Origin of the sequence: Sphaerisporangium fuscum, from assembly GCF_018531465.1 — a bacterium.
In the GTDB taxonomy this organism is placed as follows: Bacteria; Actinomycetota; Actinomycetes; order Streptosporangiales; family Streptosporangiaceae; genus Sphaerisporangium; species Sphaerisporangium fuscum.
In genome coordinates this window covers 1-13,996 of sequence record NZ_JAHDTF010000032.1, presented here as the reverse complement: position 1 = coordinate 13,996, position 13,996 = coordinate 1, and the positions used below count along the sequence as shown (strand labels likewise).

10 protein-coding genes and 2 tRNA genes are annotated in these 13,996 nt (G+C 66.8%); 10 read left to right on the top strand and 2 right to left on the bottom strand.

What is annotated here, in order from left to right; translation table 11 throughout:
* Positions 1-111: 111 nt before the first annotated feature.
* Together gdhA and KIK05_RS35055 are read left to right on the top strand one after the other, a co-directional pair.
* Positions 112-1,446, top strand: coding sequence for an NADP-specific glutamate dehydrogenase (gene gdhA / locus KIK05_RS35060; protein WP_214415145.1), 1,335 nt, complete (start codon positions 112-114; stop codon positions 1,444-1,446).
* Positions 1,447-1,623: 177 nt separating this feature from the next.
* On the top strand, positions 1,624-2,157 hold the full coding sequence (locus KIK05_RS35055) for an RICIN domain-containing protein (protein WP_214415144.1): 534 nt from the start codon (positions 1,624-1,626) through the stop codon (positions 2,155-2,157).
* A gap of 121 nt (positions 2,158-2,278) precedes the next feature.
* Here KIK05_RS35055 and KIK05_RS35050 read toward each other — a convergent pair.
* Positions 2,279-2,349, bottom strand: a tRNA-Gly gene (locus tag KIK05_RS35050).
* Between the two features lie 91 nt (positions 2,350-2,440).
* On the opposite strand from KIK05_RS35050, the gene KIK05_RS35045 reads away from it, so the two are divergent.
* Positions 2,441-2,514: transfer RNA gene (locus tag KIK05_RS35045), tRNA-Pro, on the top strand.
* A 93-nt stretch (positions 2,515-2,607) separates the two neighbouring features.
* Here the strand turns inward: KIK05_RS35045 and KIK05_RS35040 are convergent.
* A complete protein-coding gene (locus KIK05_RS35040) occupies positions 2,608-3,093 on the bottom strand; it encodes an ATP-binding protein (RefSeq protein ID WP_214415143.1) in 486 nt (161 codons plus the stop codon).
* A gap of 289 nt (positions 3,094-3,382) precedes the next feature.
* Between KIK05_RS35040 and KIK05_RS35035 the strand changes: the two genes are divergently transcribed.
* From KIK05_RS35035 to KIK05_RS35005, 7 genes are all read left to right on the top strand, one after another.
* Positions 3,383-4,252 (top strand): Sco1979 family transcriptional regulator, encoded by an 870-nt coding sequence (locus KIK05_RS35035; RefSeq protein ID WP_214415142.1) that lies wholly within the window; start codon positions 3,383-3,385, stop codon positions 4,250-4,252.
* Between the two features lie 210 nt (positions 4,253-4,462).
* Complete coding sequence (gene tig, locus KIK05_RS35030) at positions 4,463-5,854, top strand: trigger factor (protein ID WP_214415141.1); 1,392 nt, start codon at positions 4,463-4,465, stop codon at positions 5,852-5,854.
* Positions 5,855-6,071: 217 nt separating this feature from the next.
* On the top strand, positions 6,072-7,637 hold the full coding sequence (locus KIK05_RS35025) for a Na+/H+ antiporter (protein WP_214415140.1): 1,566 nt from the start codon (positions 6,072-6,074) through the stop codon (positions 7,635-7,637).
* A 115-nt stretch (positions 7,638-7,752) separates the two neighbouring features.
* Positions 7,753-8,397 carry a ClpP family protease gene (locus tag KIK05_RS35020; RefSeq protein ID WP_214415139.1) on the top strand — a complete coding sequence of 215 codons (645 nt, stop codon included), beginning with the start codon at positions 7,753-7,755 and terminating at the stop codon, positions 8,395-8,397.
* An 11-nt stretch (positions 8,398-8,408) separates the two neighbouring features.
* Positions 8,409-9,053, top strand: coding sequence for an ATP-dependent Clp protease proteolytic subunit (locus KIK05_RS35015; RefSeq protein ID WP_214415138.1), 645 nt, complete (start codon positions 8,409-8,411; stop codon positions 9,051-9,053).
* Positions 9,054-9,233: 180 nt separating this feature from the next.
* Positions 9,234-10,517, top strand: coding sequence for an ATP-dependent Clp protease ATP-binding subunit ClpX (gene clpX, locus KIK05_RS35010; protein ID WP_214415137.1), 1,284 nt, complete (start codon positions 9,234-9,236; stop codon positions 10,515-10,517).
* Between the two features lie 198 nt (positions 10,518-10,715).
* The gene (locus KIK05_RS35005; RefSeq protein ID WP_214415136.1) at positions 10,716-13,316 is read left to right on the top strand and encodes a valine--tRNA ligase; all 2,601 of its coding nucleotides are present in this window, start codon (positions 10,716-10,718) and stop codon (positions 13,314-13,316) included.
* Positions 13,317-13,996: the final 680 nt, after the last annotated feature.

The following is a 13,996-nucleotide window of genomic DNA, read 5'->3' as shown; positions in this document are numbered from 1 at the left end:
CGAGATCACCGGCCGCGGTCCCGCCCTCTGAGATCGTTCTTCACGACGGCCTCGACCTGCAGTGAAATATGGATGAATCCGACATAAGGGGAGTGGTGGATAGTGCATGAGATGTTCGCGTCGGTCTACGACGACGTCCTACGCCGCAATCCGGGCGAGACGGAGTTCCATCAGGCGGCACGCGAGGTGCTGGAGACCATCGGGCCGGTCCTGGCGAAGCATCCGGAGTACGTCGAGAACAAGATCATCGAGCGTGTCTTCGAGCCTGAGCGGCAAATCATCTTCCGCGTGCCCTGGGAGGACGACAGGGGCGAGGTGCACATCAACCGCGGCTTCCGGGTCGAGTTCAACAGCGTGCTCGGCCCCTACAAGGGGGGTCTGCGCTTCCACCCGTCGGTCTATCTCGGCATCGTCAAGTTCCTGGGGTTCGAGCAGATCTTCAAGAACGGCCTGACGGGCCTGCCGATCGGCGGCGGCAAGGGCGGCTCGGACTTCGACCCGAAGGGACGTTCCGACCGCGAGGTCATGCGTTTCTGCCAGAGCTTCATGACCGAGCTGTACCGGCACCTCGGCGAGTACACCGACGTGCCCGCGGGGGACATCGGCGTCGGGCAGCGGGAGATCGGCTACCTCTTCGGCCAGTACAAGCGCATCACCAACCGGTACGAGTCCGGGGTGATCACCGGCAAGGGGCTGAGCTACGGCGGCGCCCAGGTCCGCACGGAGGCCACCGGGTACGGCTGCGCGTTCTTCGTCGAGGAGATGCTCAAGGCGCGGGGGAGCTCCTTCGACGGCAGGCGCGTGGTCGTCTCGGGCTCGGGGAACGTCGCCATCTACGCCATCGCGAAGGTGCGCGAACTCGGGGGTGTCGTCGTCGCCTGCTCCGATTCCTCCGGCTACGTGGTGGACGAGAAGGGCATCGACCTCGACCTCCTCAAGCAGATCAAGGAGGTCGAACGGCGCCGTCTCAGCGCCTACGCCGAGCGCCGGGGCACCGACGTCGCCACGTACGTGCCGGGCGGCAACGTGTGGGAGGTCCCCTGCGAGGTCGCGCTCCCGTCGGCGACGCAGAACGAGATCACCGGCCGGGACGCCGAGGCGCTGGTGCGCGGCGGGTGCATCGCCGTCGGCGAGGGCGCCAACATGCCCACCATGCCGGAGGGCGTCCGGGTGTTCCGGGAGGCCGGTGTCGCCTTCGGCCCCGGCAAGGCCGTCAACGCCGGCGGTGTGGCCACCAGCGCCCTGGAGATGCAGCAGAACGCCAGCCGCGACTCGTGGACGTTCGAGTTCTCCGAGCGGCGTCTCCAGGAGATCATGAGCGACATCCATGCCCGCTGCCTGGAGACCGCGGACGAGTACGGCATGCCCGGCGACTACGTGGCCGGCGCCAACATCGGCGGCTTCAAGAGGGTCGCGGACGCGATGATGGCCCTCGGCCTCATCTGACCCCCGGCACACGAAGGCCAGGCATTCCGCGCGGGGATGACCTGGCCTTCGACGTGGATCGGCCGCCCGGTCCGGTACGTCTGACGGCGCACGAAGTCGCGTGCGCAGAGTAATTGATCAATGACTGTGTGTATGACATGGTGCTTCCGTCTTGATCAACTCTTCTGGGAGGCAACCATGCTTGCTCGCCGTCTGCTGACCGCCGCCGTTATCTCCGCCGCCATGGGCGCGGTCACCCCGCTGCCTGCGGTCGCCTCAACCCACGAGCCTCCCGGCGGCACCGCCCTGGTCGGGGCCCCGCTGTGCGTGGACGTCAGCAGCAACCGTGGCAACGGCACCCTGATCTACCAGTGGCAGTGCGACGGCAACAACACCAACCAGAAGTTCGTCATCGAGGACGGCCTCATCAAGGTGCAGGACACCATCGGCAAGAGCCAGGTGATGTGTCTCGACTCCTCCAACGGCCGCACCAACGGCACCCGGGTCTACCAGTGGCAGTGCGTGGGTAACGCCAACCAGCTCTGGGTCGTCCAGCGAGGCCTGATCATCCTGAAGTCCACCCTCAACTCAGGCACCCGCCTGTGCCTGGACGTCACCAACGGCCGCGGCAACGGCACCCAGGTGTACCTGTGGCAGTGCGACTTCAACAACACCAACCAGAAGTTCGTGATCGAAGACGGCCAGATCGTGATCAAGGACACCCTGTCCTGATCTCCGTTCCCACCGGCACCTCCGCGAACGGGCGGGCGAATTCGTTCCCGGGACTCGAAGCAGGCCGGAACAACTAAGGCCCGGGCCGGGAGATCTCCCTGACCTGGGCCTTAGTCATGAGAGCGGACGACGGGAATCGAACCCGCGTAGCCAGTTTGGAAGACTGGGGCTCTACCATTGAGCTACGTCCGCGCGAGCCGGTCGCAGTCTGGTCTAGACTTCTTCCGGTCGTCAGGACGTAAGCGTACCGGAGATTCCGAGTGCGTGAGCGACCCTGATGTTCCGGGGTGTAGCGCAGCTTGGTAGCGCGCCTGCTTTGGGTGCAGGAGATCATCGGTTCAAATCCGGTCACCCCGACAGTGACGGTCCGGCTCCGTGCATAGGGAAGCGGAGGCGGGCCTGCGTCTTTGTTCTGAGGGTGCGACAGCCGGTGTTCTGCGGGAAAACGGCTCAGCGGCCGGTCGCGAACAACGCCCAGACGGCTTTGCCGCCCTCCTCCAGCGCGTCCCAGCCCCAGCGCTCGCTGTAGGTCTCCACGATGTACAGGCCGCGCCCGTGTTCGGAAATGAAGTCCGGTTCCTTCGGCGTGGGCGCTTCGTCGCTGGGGTCCGAGACCGCCAGCAGCACATGTGGCGCAAGGCGGAGGAGCATCAGGGTGATGGGGTGGTCGTCGAAGCGCCGCGCGGAGTACCTCGTGTAGCGCACGGCGTTGGTGACCAGCTCCGAGACCACCAGCGCGGCGTCGTCGCCGAGTTCGGCCAGGCCCCATTCCCTCAGTGTGGAACGGGTGACGTCACGGGCCCTTTTCACCGAATCGGCCTGGGGGCGCAGCGGGCAGGTGGTGGCGTCCCTGCGGCCGGTCTCGCGCAACAGGCGCTGGAATCCCATCTCACGGGGCGCTTGGAGGCGGTGGGCCGCGGATACGGGCTCCAGCATCCTGCTGATTCCTCCCGCTGTCATTGTCGGTCTCCGCAGCCAATCGTCTGTTTGGCGAGTTAGTGCACGTTTAACCCAATATGCACTAGGCCATCATGGGACGTATCCCGGTTCCGTGCAAGACCCAAATGCACGTGCAAGTGCTTCGTGCAGGCGCACGCGCTGTTCTGCATACGCCGGGTGAGTCACCCGGCGGCGATCCGTGAAAGGGACGCGCGGTTCAACCCTTGTCACGAGGGCCGGAAGTGGTGACACTGTGTTGGCTGGCCCGAGTAGAGAAGGAGGGCGAATGACTCCGTTCCAGCATGGATCCGGTCCGACGGCCCTCCGCATCCTCCTGGGGTCGCAATTGCGCCGCCTGCGCGAGCAGAAGGGCATTTCGCGAGAAGAGGCCGGTCAGCACATCCGCGGCTCCGAATCCAAGATCAGCAGGATGGAGCTCGGGCGGGTCGGCTTCAAGGAGCGCGACGTCGAAGACCTGCTCGGCCTGTACGGCGTCTCCGACGTCGAGGCGCGCGCCTCGGTGATGAACCTTCTCGAGAAGGCCAACGAGCCCGGCTGGTGGCACCGGTTCAACGACCTGCTGCCCTCCTGGTTCCAGGCCTACGTCGGCCTCGAAGAGGCCGCCTCGCGCATCCGCACCTACGAGGTCCAGTTCATCCCCGGCCTGCTGCAGACCAAGGAGTACGCCCGCGCGGTGATCACCGCGGGCGCGGCCGGCATCGGCGCGGCCGAGATCTCGCGCCGCGTCGACCTGCGCATGGAGCGCCAGCGAGTGCTCGACGGCGACGACGGGCCGATCTTCTGGGCGGTGATCGACGAGGCCGCGCTCCGGCGTCCCATCGGCGGTGCCGAGGTGATGCGCGGCCAGCTGGAGCATCTGCTCGAACTGATGCGCCGGCCCAACATCACGATTCAGATCATGCCGTTCAGTTTCGGTGGGCACAGCGCGGAGGGCGGGGCGTTCAGCATCCTCCGCTTCAACGACAGCGAGCTCCCGGACGTGGTATACGTCGAGCAACTGGCCAGTGCTCTCTACCTGGACAAACGCGAAGAAGTGGACCGTTACAGCGAGGTGATGGAGCGGCTGTGCGCCGTGAGCACCACCCCTGAGGCGACCGTCGACCTGCTGCAAAAGATCATCGCGGAGAGATTCTGACGCCTGTCGATGACGCCGAAGGTGCCCGCCTGCCCTAGACTGGCATGCGGCGCTGGACACCCGCCACAGTTGAGCACGCCCAAGATAGATTGTGCCACTCGGCCCGTGCACCTGAGCCGCCCATGTGGGCGCGGCGCGCGAGCATGTCGCGGTAGCCGTACGGCATGACGCGCCCGCGATCACCAGTAGCTTGATCAAGGAGACCACCCCGTGAAGACCGCTGTCGAGGAGCTCAGCCCGACCCGGGTCAAGCTCACCGTCGAGGTGCCGTTCGAGGAGCTCGAGACGAGCATGCAGGCGGCGTACAAGAAGGTCGCGCAGCAGGTGCGCGTCCCCGGGTTCCGTCCCGGCAAGGTTCCCGCCCGCATCATCGAGCAGCGCTTCGGCCGCGCGGTGGTCCTCGAGGAGACCCTCAACGACGCGCTGCCCAAGCTGTACGGCCAGGCCGTCGACGAGAGCGACGTCTTCCCGGTGAGCCAGCCGGAGATCGAGGTCACCAAGATCGACGATGGCAAGGAGGTGGAGTTCACCGCGGAGGTGGACGTCCGCCCGGCGTTCGACATTCCCGACTACGAGGGCCTCGAGGTCACCGTCCCCTCGGCCGAGGTCTCCGACGAGGACATCGACACCCAGATCGACGCGCTGCGCCAGCGTTTCGCCACCCTGACGGGTGTCGAGCGTCCCGCCGGCAACGGCGACTTCGTCGTGATGGACCTCGCCGCCACCATCGACGGCAAGAACATCGAGGAGCAGCAGGCCTCCGACGTCTCCTACGAGGTGGGCGCCGGCTCGGTCCTGCAGGGCCTCGACGACGCCCTGGTCGGCATGGCCGCGGGCGACGAGAAGACCTTCAGCACGACCCTGGTCGGCGGTGAGAACGCCGGCGAGGAGGCCGACGTCACCATCAAGGTCAAGAGCGTCAAGGAGAAGGTCCTCCCCGAGCTCGACGACGAGTTCGCGGGCCTCGCCAGCGAGTTCGACACGCTCGAGGAGCTTCGCCAGAGCATCCGCGAGCAGGCTCACCGCAACAAGCTCGTCGACCAGGTCGTGCAGGCCCGCGAGGCGGCCCTCAACGCCCTCCTCGACCAGATCGACATCCCGCTGCCCGAGAGCGCGCTGAAGGCCGAGCTCGACGCCCGCAAGCACAACCTCGAGCACCAGGTCGCCGAGAGCGGCCTGAGCCGCGAGGCGTTCTTCCGTCTCTACCAGACCACCGAGGAAGAGCGTTTCGCCGAGTTCGAGGAGAACGCCCGCAAGGCGATCAAGACCGGCTTCCTGCTCGACAAGATCGTCAAGCGTGAGGAGCTCGGCGTCAGCGAGCAGGAGCTCACGAACTTCGTGGTCCGCCGCGCCATGCAGCTCGGTGTCGCCCCGAACACCCTCGCGCAGCACCTCGCCGACAACGACCAGCTGACGCTGGCCATGGTCGAGATCGTCCGCGACAAGGCCAAGACCGTCATCGGCGACGCCGTCAAGGTGGTCGACGAGGCCGGCAACGAGGTCGACCTCAAGGCGATCTACGCCGAGCTGAACGAGGGCCAGGAGGGCGCCGAGGGCGCTCCTGGCGCCGACGACGAGGCCGCCGCCGCGTCCGCCGAGTGATCCTCGCGCCGCCGCCGCGGCGCCGAGAGACGTTGACGATGCCCCCGTCGCGCTTGCCGCGGCGGGGGCATCGTCCGTTGGGGAGACGTGACGACGGGGACGACGGGTGCGTTTGCCCGTGAATCTGTACGTGCAGGCACGTTAACGAAAATTGGGGTGATTGTTAGCGCGTCCCGGGCAACTCTCGACTGTAAGCCAGGCGAAACGGGGGGTGCCGGTGATCGAGGATTACCTCATTGTCGGCGTGGTCATCGCCGTCACCATGCTGGTCGGCCGGATCGTCGCGCGGCGGTCCGGCGTCCCGCAGGCGATCCTCCTCGTGCTCCTCGGCGTCGCCGTCAGCCTGCTGCCGGGCTTCTCGAAGGTCGTGGTGGCGCCGGAGGCGGTTCTCAACCTCTATCTGCCGGTGCTGGTGTACTACGCCGCCTTCCTGACGGCGCCGCGGGAGACCAAGGAGGACGCCGTCCCGATCTCGGTCATGGCGTTCGGCCTCACCTGCGTGACCGCCCTGGCCGTGATGGTCGCGGTCCACCTGGTCGTACCGCAGGTCGGCTGGGCGGTGGCGCTCGCGCTGGGCGCGGCCGTGGCTCCGACGGACCCGGTCGCCGCGACCTCCATCATGCAGCGTCTGGGCACTCCACGCCGTCTGGTGACGATCCTCGAGGGCGAGAGCCTGGTCAACGACGCGGTGGCGCTCACCCTGTTCGGCTTGGCCCTGACCGCGTTCGACCACCCGGTCACGGCGGCCGACGGCGTGTTGCTGCTGCTACGAGTGGTGGCGGGCGGCGTGCTGTACGGCCTCGCCCTCGGGTGGGTCGTGGCGCGGGTGCGCGTCCGGATCACCGACAGCGGCTCCCAGATCGTGGTGTCGCTGATCACGCCGTTCGTCGCGTATCTCCCGGCAGAGCATTTCGGCTTCTCCGGAGTGCTCGCCACCATCACCGCCGGCTTCTACCTCGGCGTACGCGCCCACGGCCTGCTCCAGCCGGCCTCGCGGCTCACCGGCAACGCGTTCTGGGAGGTTCTGGTCTTCCTGCTGGAGTCCAGCCTTTTCGTCCTGCTGGGCCTCGAGATCCGCCAGGTGATCGCCGGCGTGGCGGACTACTCGCCCGCCACCCTCGCCGGGACGGCGGTGATCGTGGTCGCCGTCGTCATCCTGCTGCGCCTGGTGTGGACGATGGCGGTGTTCCCGCTGGCCAAGTTGCTGCCGGGCCGGCACCTGTCGTTCAACCGCGTGGGGAGGCCGGGCCGGCTCGTGATGGGATGGGCGGGAATGCGGGGCGCGATCACCCTCGCGGTGGCCCTGTCGATCCCCCTGTCCGTGCCGCACCGGCCGCTGCTGATCTTCCTCGCCGCGGTGGTGGTCCTCGTCACTCTCATCGGGCAGGCCACCACCCTGGCTCCGCTGCTGCGCCGTATCGGCTTCGGCGAGTCGAGAAAGTCGGTCGTCGAGGAGGCCAAGGCCAGGCAGGCGACCATGGAGGCGGCCCTCGCACGGCTCGACCGGCTCGACTCCGACGAACAGGTCGACGAGCACACCGCGGACGTGTTCCGGCAACTGCTCCAGCTACGGCTGGACCGAGTACGCGCCATACTGGATGACAACGGGGACGAGGCACCTCGCGAGTCCGACACCCGGTGGCTGCGCAAGCAGCTCGCCCGCGCCCAGCGTGAGAAGTTGGACGAGCTTTACTCAAAAGGCAAGATCAGCGCCGCCACGCAGCGCCGCCTCATCCACGAACTCGACCTGGAGGCGCGCGGGCGTGCCTCGGGGGCCAACTGACCCCGGCACACCTGCGCCGTCAGCGAACAGCACGAAGACCGGGCATGACCGGTCTGTGCCGCGCGTTAAGGTCACAATCAAAGCCCATCGATTACGAGCATCGGAAGGTGACGCTGTGACCAGCCCGCCGACCTCTTACCAGCCCACCAGCTTCGGGCCGGAGTCGCGTGGCCGTGAGAACGGCTCGTTCCGGCTTGAGGACCAGCTATACAACCGTCTGCTGCGTGAGCGCATCGTGGTGCTCGGCAGCCAGGTGGACGACGAGGTCGCCAACCGGATCTGCGCTGAGCTGCTGCTCCTCGCCGCCGACGATGGCGAGCGCGACATCTGGCTTTACATCAACTCTCCTGGCGGTTCGGTAACGGCTGGCATGGCCATTTACGACATGATGGAGTACGTGCCGAACAACGTCTGCACGGTGGCCATGGGCCTCGCCGCCTCGATGGGGCAGTTCCTGCTGTGCGCCGGCGCGCCGGGCAAGCGTTACGCACTGCCGCACGCCCGCATCATGATGCACCAGCCCTCCGGCGGCATCGGCGGTACCGCCGCGGACATCGCGATCCAGGCCGAGCAGATGCTCTACGTCAAGAAGACCTTGGCCGAGCGCATCGCCTACCACACCGGCCAGCCGCTCGACCAGATCGAGAAGGACTCCGACCGGGACCGCTGGTTCACTGCCGAGGAGGCCCTGGACTACGGCTTCATCGACCACGTCGTGCGCAGTGCGCGGCAGGTGCCCTCCGAGGGCGCCGTCTCCTGAAGGGGTAATCCGTGAGTGACCTGATCCGGCCGGGAGACATCAACGGCCGTTACATCATCCCTTCTTTCGTCGAACGCACCACGTACGGCGTGAAGGAGATGAATCCGTACAACAAGCTCTTCGAGGACCGCATCATCTTCCTCGGAGTGCAGATCGACGACGCGTCGGCCAACGACGTGATGGCGCAGCTGCTGACGCTCGAGTCTCTCGACCCCGACCGCGACATCAGCATCTACATCAACTCGCCCGGCGGGTCGTTCACCGCGATGACGGCGATCTACGACACGATGCAGTTCGTCCGTCCGGAGATCCAGACCGTCTGCCTCGGCCAGGCCGCCTCCGCGGCGGCCGTGCTGCTGGCCGGCGGCACTCCGGGCAAGCGCTTCGCGCTGCCGAACGCCCGGGTCCTGATCCACCAGCCGTCCACCGAGGGCGGTGGCCAGGGTAGCGACATCGAGATCCAGGCCCGCGAGATCCTGCGCATGCGTTCGCTGCTGGAGGAGATCGTCGCCAAGCACTCCGGCAAGTCGCAGGAAGAGGTCCGTCGCGACATCGAGCGCGACAAGATCCTCAACGCCGACGAGGCCAAGGCGTACGGCCTGATCGACGACATCATCCCCTCACGGAAGAAGCGCGCTCAAGCGGTTGCTTCCTGAGGACGCGGATCGCACCGGAACGGTGCCCAATTGGGCACGTTCCGGTGCGACTCACCGCTAGGGGGCGCACTGAGGGCCCAGAAGACGGTAACGTCGAAACCTGAGCGGGATGACTTTTCGGACCGAGTCCGCAAGATTCGGATCGCGGAGCAGGCGGTCCCACGCAAAGGAGTATCTGGGGTGGCACGCATCGGCGACGGCGGAGACCTGCTGAAGTGCTCGTTCTGCGGGAAGAGCCAGAAGCAAGTCAAGAAGCTCATCGCCGGACCAGGCGTCTACATCTGCGATGAGTGCATCGATCTCTGCAACGAGATCATCGAGGAGGAGCTCTCCGAGTCCTCCGAGCTCAAGTGGGACAGTCTCCCCAAGCCGAGAGAGATCTACGAGTTCCTGGACGCCTACGTCATCGGCCAGGACAAGGCGAAGAAAGCCCTCTCGGTAGCGGTGTACAACCACTACAAGCGGGTGCAGTCCGGCGAACGCGGCCGGGACGACGGTCTGGAGCTGGCGAAGTCGAACATTCTTCTGCTAGGCCCGACGGGTTCGGGCAAGACCCTGCTCGCGCAGACTCTCGCGAAGATGCTCAACGTGCCGTTCGCCATCGCGGACGCCACGGCGCTCACCGAGGCCGGTTACGTCGGCGAGGACGTCGAGAACATCCTGCTGAAGCTGATCCAGGCCGCCGACTACGACGTCAAGAAGGCCGAGACGGGCATCATCTACATCGACGAGGTCGACAAGATAGCCCGCAAGAGCGAGAATCCCTCGATCACCCGCGACGTCTCGGGCGAGGGCGTTCAGCAGGCACTGCTGAAGATCCTGGAGGGCACCACCGCCTCCGTCCCCCCGCAGGGCGGGCGTAAGCACCCCCACCAGGAGTTCATCCAGATCGACACCACCAACGTGCTGTTCATCTGCGGTGGGGCCTTCGCCGGGCTCGAGAAGATCATCGAGTCCCGGGTCGGCAAGAAGGGCATCGGCTTCAACGCGATCATCCACTCCAAGGACGACATCGACGCCTCCGACATCTTCGGCGACGTCATGCCCGAGGACCTCCTGAAGTTCGGCATGATCCCCGAGTTCGTCGGCCGTCTCCCGGTCATCACGAGCGTGCACAACCTCGACCGCGAGGCGCTGATCCAGATCCTCACCGAGCCGAGGAACGCCCTGGTCAAGCAGTACCGCCGGCTGTTCGAGCTCGACAACGTCGAGCTCGAGTTCACCGACGACGCCCTCGAGGCGATCGCCGACCAGGCCATCCTCCGCGGCACCGGCGCCCGCGGCCTGCGCGCCATCATGGAGGAGGTCCTCCTCTCGGTGATGTACGAAGTGCCCTCCCGCCAGGATGTCGCGCGTGTCGTCATCACCAGGGAGTCCGTGCTCGAGCACGTCAACCCGACCCTGGTGCCGCGCGACCAGCTCGGTGTCAAGCAGCAGCGGACCCCCAGGGAGAAGTCCGCCTGACCCGGCGGCGTCCCGACCCACGTACGAGCGGCCGAACCGGCCGCTCGTACGCTGTTTTACGGGTCCGGTTCGGTCACTATTTGTAGCGAGGTCGCACTTATAGTCATGCCGAATGGTGTTTTTCGGTGATAGATAGTCGTATTTCGGTTACGCCCGGGACCTCGTTAGGACGCGGGCAAGGTGGCGGCGTCCCTACAATTGGTGACTGTGACAACGCCTGAGCTGCCAACCCAGTACGCACCCGCCGACGTCGAGCCCCAGAGCTATCAGCGCTGGGTGGCGGAGGGCTACTTCACGGCTGACGTAGGCAGCCAGCGAGAGCCGTACAGCATCGTGCTGCCCCCGCCCAACGTCACAGGGGTGCTCCACATCGGCCACGCCCTCGACCACTCCATCCAGGACGCCCTGACCCGCCGGGCCCGCATGCGCGGCCTGGAGACACTGTGGCTCCCCGGCATGGACCACGCCGGCATCGCCACCCAGAACGTCGTCGAGCGGGAGCTCGCCAAGGAGGGCCTCTCCCGCCACGACCTCGGCCGGGAGGCGTTCGTCCAGCGGGTCTGGCAGTGGAAGGAAGAGTCCGGTGGCCGCATCCTCGGCCAGATGGCCAAGCTGGGTGACGGCGTCGACTGGTCCCGTGAGCGGTTCACCATGGACGAGGGCCTGTCCCGCGCCGTCCAGACGATCTTCAAGCGGCTCTTCGACGACGGCCTGATCTACCGCGCCGAGCGCATCATCAACTGGTGCCCCCGATGCCTCACGGCGCTCTCCGACATCGAGGTCGACCACTCCGACGACGAGGGCGAGCTCGTCTCGATCCGCTACGGCGAGGGCGAGGCGTCCATCGTGGTCGCCACGACCCGGGCCGAGACCATGCTGGGCGACACGGCGGTTGCCGTGCACCCCGCCGACGAGCGCTACGCGCACCTGGTCGGCACGTCGGTGGAGGTGCCGCTCACCGGGCGGATGATCCCGATCGTGGCCGACGAGCACGTCGACCCGGCGTTCGGCACCGGAGCGGTCAAGGTCACCCCGGCGCACGACCCCAACGACTTCGAGATCGGCCGGCGCCACGGGCTGCCGTCCCTGTCGATCATGGACGAGCGCGGCGTCATCACCGCCCACGGCCCCTTCCAGGGGCTCGACCGCTTCGAGGCCAGGCCCGCCGTGGTCGCGGCGTTGCGCGCCGAGGGACGCATCGTCACCGAGAAGCGCCCGTACGTCCACGCCGTCGGCCACTGCTCGCGCTGCAAGACCGTCGTCGAGCCACGGCTGTCCCTGCAGTGGTTCGTCAACGTCCAGCCGCTGGCCAAGGCCGCCGGCGACGCCGTGCGCGACGGCCGCACCCGGATCCACCCGCCTGAGCTCGCCAAGCGCTACTTCGACTGGGTCGACGACATGCACGACTGGTGCATCTCGCGCCAGCTGTGGTGGGGCCACCGCATCCCCGTCTGGTACGGGCCGGACGGCGAGGTGGTGTGCGTCGGACCCGACGAGGAGCCGCCCGCCGGCTACGTCCAGGACTCCGACGTCCTCGACACCTGGTTCTCCTCAGGCCTCTGGCCCTTCTCCACCCTCGGCTGGCCCGAGCGCACGCCGGAGCTGGAGCGCTTCTACCCGACGACGGTCCTGGTCACGGGCTACGACATCCTGTTCTTCTGGGTCGCCCGCATGATGATGTTCGGGTTGTACGCCATGGACGGCACCCCGCCGTTCCAGACGGTGGCCCTGCACGGCATGGTTCGGGACCAGTACGGCAAGAAGATGTCGAAGTCGTTCGGCAACGTCGTCGACCCGCTCGACTGGATCTCCCGGTACGGCGCGGACGCCACGCGCTTCACCCTGCTGCGCGGCGCCAGCCCGGGTTCCGACGTGGCGATCAGTGAAGACTGGGCGGCCGGCTCGCGCAACTTCTGCAACAAGATCTGGAACGCCACCAGGTTCGCGCTCATGAACGGCGCCAACGTCTCGGCGCCGCTGCCGGCGCCGAGCGAGCTCTCGGTCGCCGACCGGTGGATCCTGAGCCGGTTGCAGGAGGTCCTGGCGGCGGTCGACGACGCCTACGACGACTTCGAGTTCGCCAAGATCTCCGATCAGCTCTACCACTTCGCCTGGGACGAGGTCTGCGACTGGTACGTCGAGCTGGCCAAGATCCAGATCGCCTCGGGCGGTGAGGCGGCCGAGCGCACCCGACTCGTGCTCGGGCACGTCCTTGAGGCCCTGTTGCGGCTGCTGCACCCGCTGGTGCCGTTCGTGACCGAAGAGCTCTGGCGGGCGCTCACGGGAGGTCCGTCGATCACGGTGGCGGCCTGGCCGTCCGCCGTGGGGGAGTACGTCGACCGGGCGGCCGAGGAGGAGATCCTCGCCTTGCAACACCTCATCACCGAGGTGCGCCGTTTCCGCTCCGACCAGGGGCTGAAGCCCGGCCAGCGGGTCGCTGCCAGGCTCACGCTCGACGGGGCCTCCATGGCGGCTCACGAGACGGCGATCCGGGCTCTGCTGCGGCTCGACGAGCCCGCAGAGTCCTTCTCCGCCACCGCCAGGCTCGCCGTGGGCTCGTCCGTCGTCGAGATCGACACTGCGGGGGCCATCGACGTCGCCGCGGAGCGCAGGCGCATGGAGAAGGATCTCGCCGCCGCGCGCAAGGAGGCGGCCCAGGCCGAGGCCAAGCTGGCGAACCAGCAGTTCATGTCGAAGGCCCCCGAGGACGTCGTGGTGAAGGTCCGGGCACGGGCGGCCCAGGCCGATGCCGACATCGCACGCCTGGAGGCGCAGCTCGCGGCCCTGCCGGCGAGCTGAGGGACCGAGGAAGGCGAGCCCGCGACCGTACCTGGTCGCGGGCTCTCGCCCTTCGGCACCGCTTCCGCGCCGCCGAAGGTTTGAGGTTCCATGGCGCGGGAATAACCAGTTGCTACGCCAAGTTGGTCATGCCACTGCGCCGTCGATGCTAGAGTTCTGTCTCGCAGGGCGGACACCGCGCCTCGCTCGATCCGAGCGAAGGCTCCGGGGATCAACCGGTTCCCGGGAGGTGCTAACCTCTCTGTACCCCTGAAAACGTGCTCTCTTGAGGGTTGCCGCGTTGAGTGTTGACTCGGCCGCTGACATGAGGTAAGTTAGCGGGGTTGCCCTGGAGACGGGGCGGTCCGAATGCTAGTGGGTTCGGGTGGCTGGAAGTCAAGTGCCGGTAACGGCGCGATTTGCTCCCGGTCAAGCGGATCCGCTAAAGTAGAGGACATAAGCGAACGAGATGGAAGCCCCGGAGCTTGGGCCTGCTGGTCTGGGTGATGGTGTACGCGTCCGTTTCTTGAGAACTCAACAGTGTGTTAAAAGCCAGTGCATGAATATGCATTATCTCCGTCTTCCACGCCCTGTGGGGTGTGGGGATGGTTCCTTTGATTGGCACCACGGTGTGTGGTGTCTGTCGGGATTTTCTTCAGACATTGTTTGGAGAGTTTGATCCTGGCTCAGGACGAACGCTG

What these genes read in the sequence shown, in the direction of transcription:
- KIK05_RS35055 (WP_214415144.1), top strand. Translation starts at nt 1,624, where the DNA reads ATGCTTGCTCGCCGTCTGCTGACCGCCGCCGTTATCTCCGCCGCCATG.
- gdhA (WP_214415145.1), top strand. Translation starts at nt 112, where the DNA reads ATGTTCGCGTCGGTCTACGACGACGTCCTACGCCGCAATCCGGGCGAG.
- KIK05_RS35035 (WP_214415142.1), top strand. Translation starts at nt 3,383, where the DNA reads ATGACTCCGTTCCAGCATGGATCCGGTCCGACGGCCCTCCGCATCCTC.
- KIK05_RS35040 (WP_214415143.1), bottom strand. Translation starts at nt 3,093, where the DNA reads ATGCTGGAGCCCGTATCCGCGGCCCACCGCCTCCAAGCGCCCCGTGAG.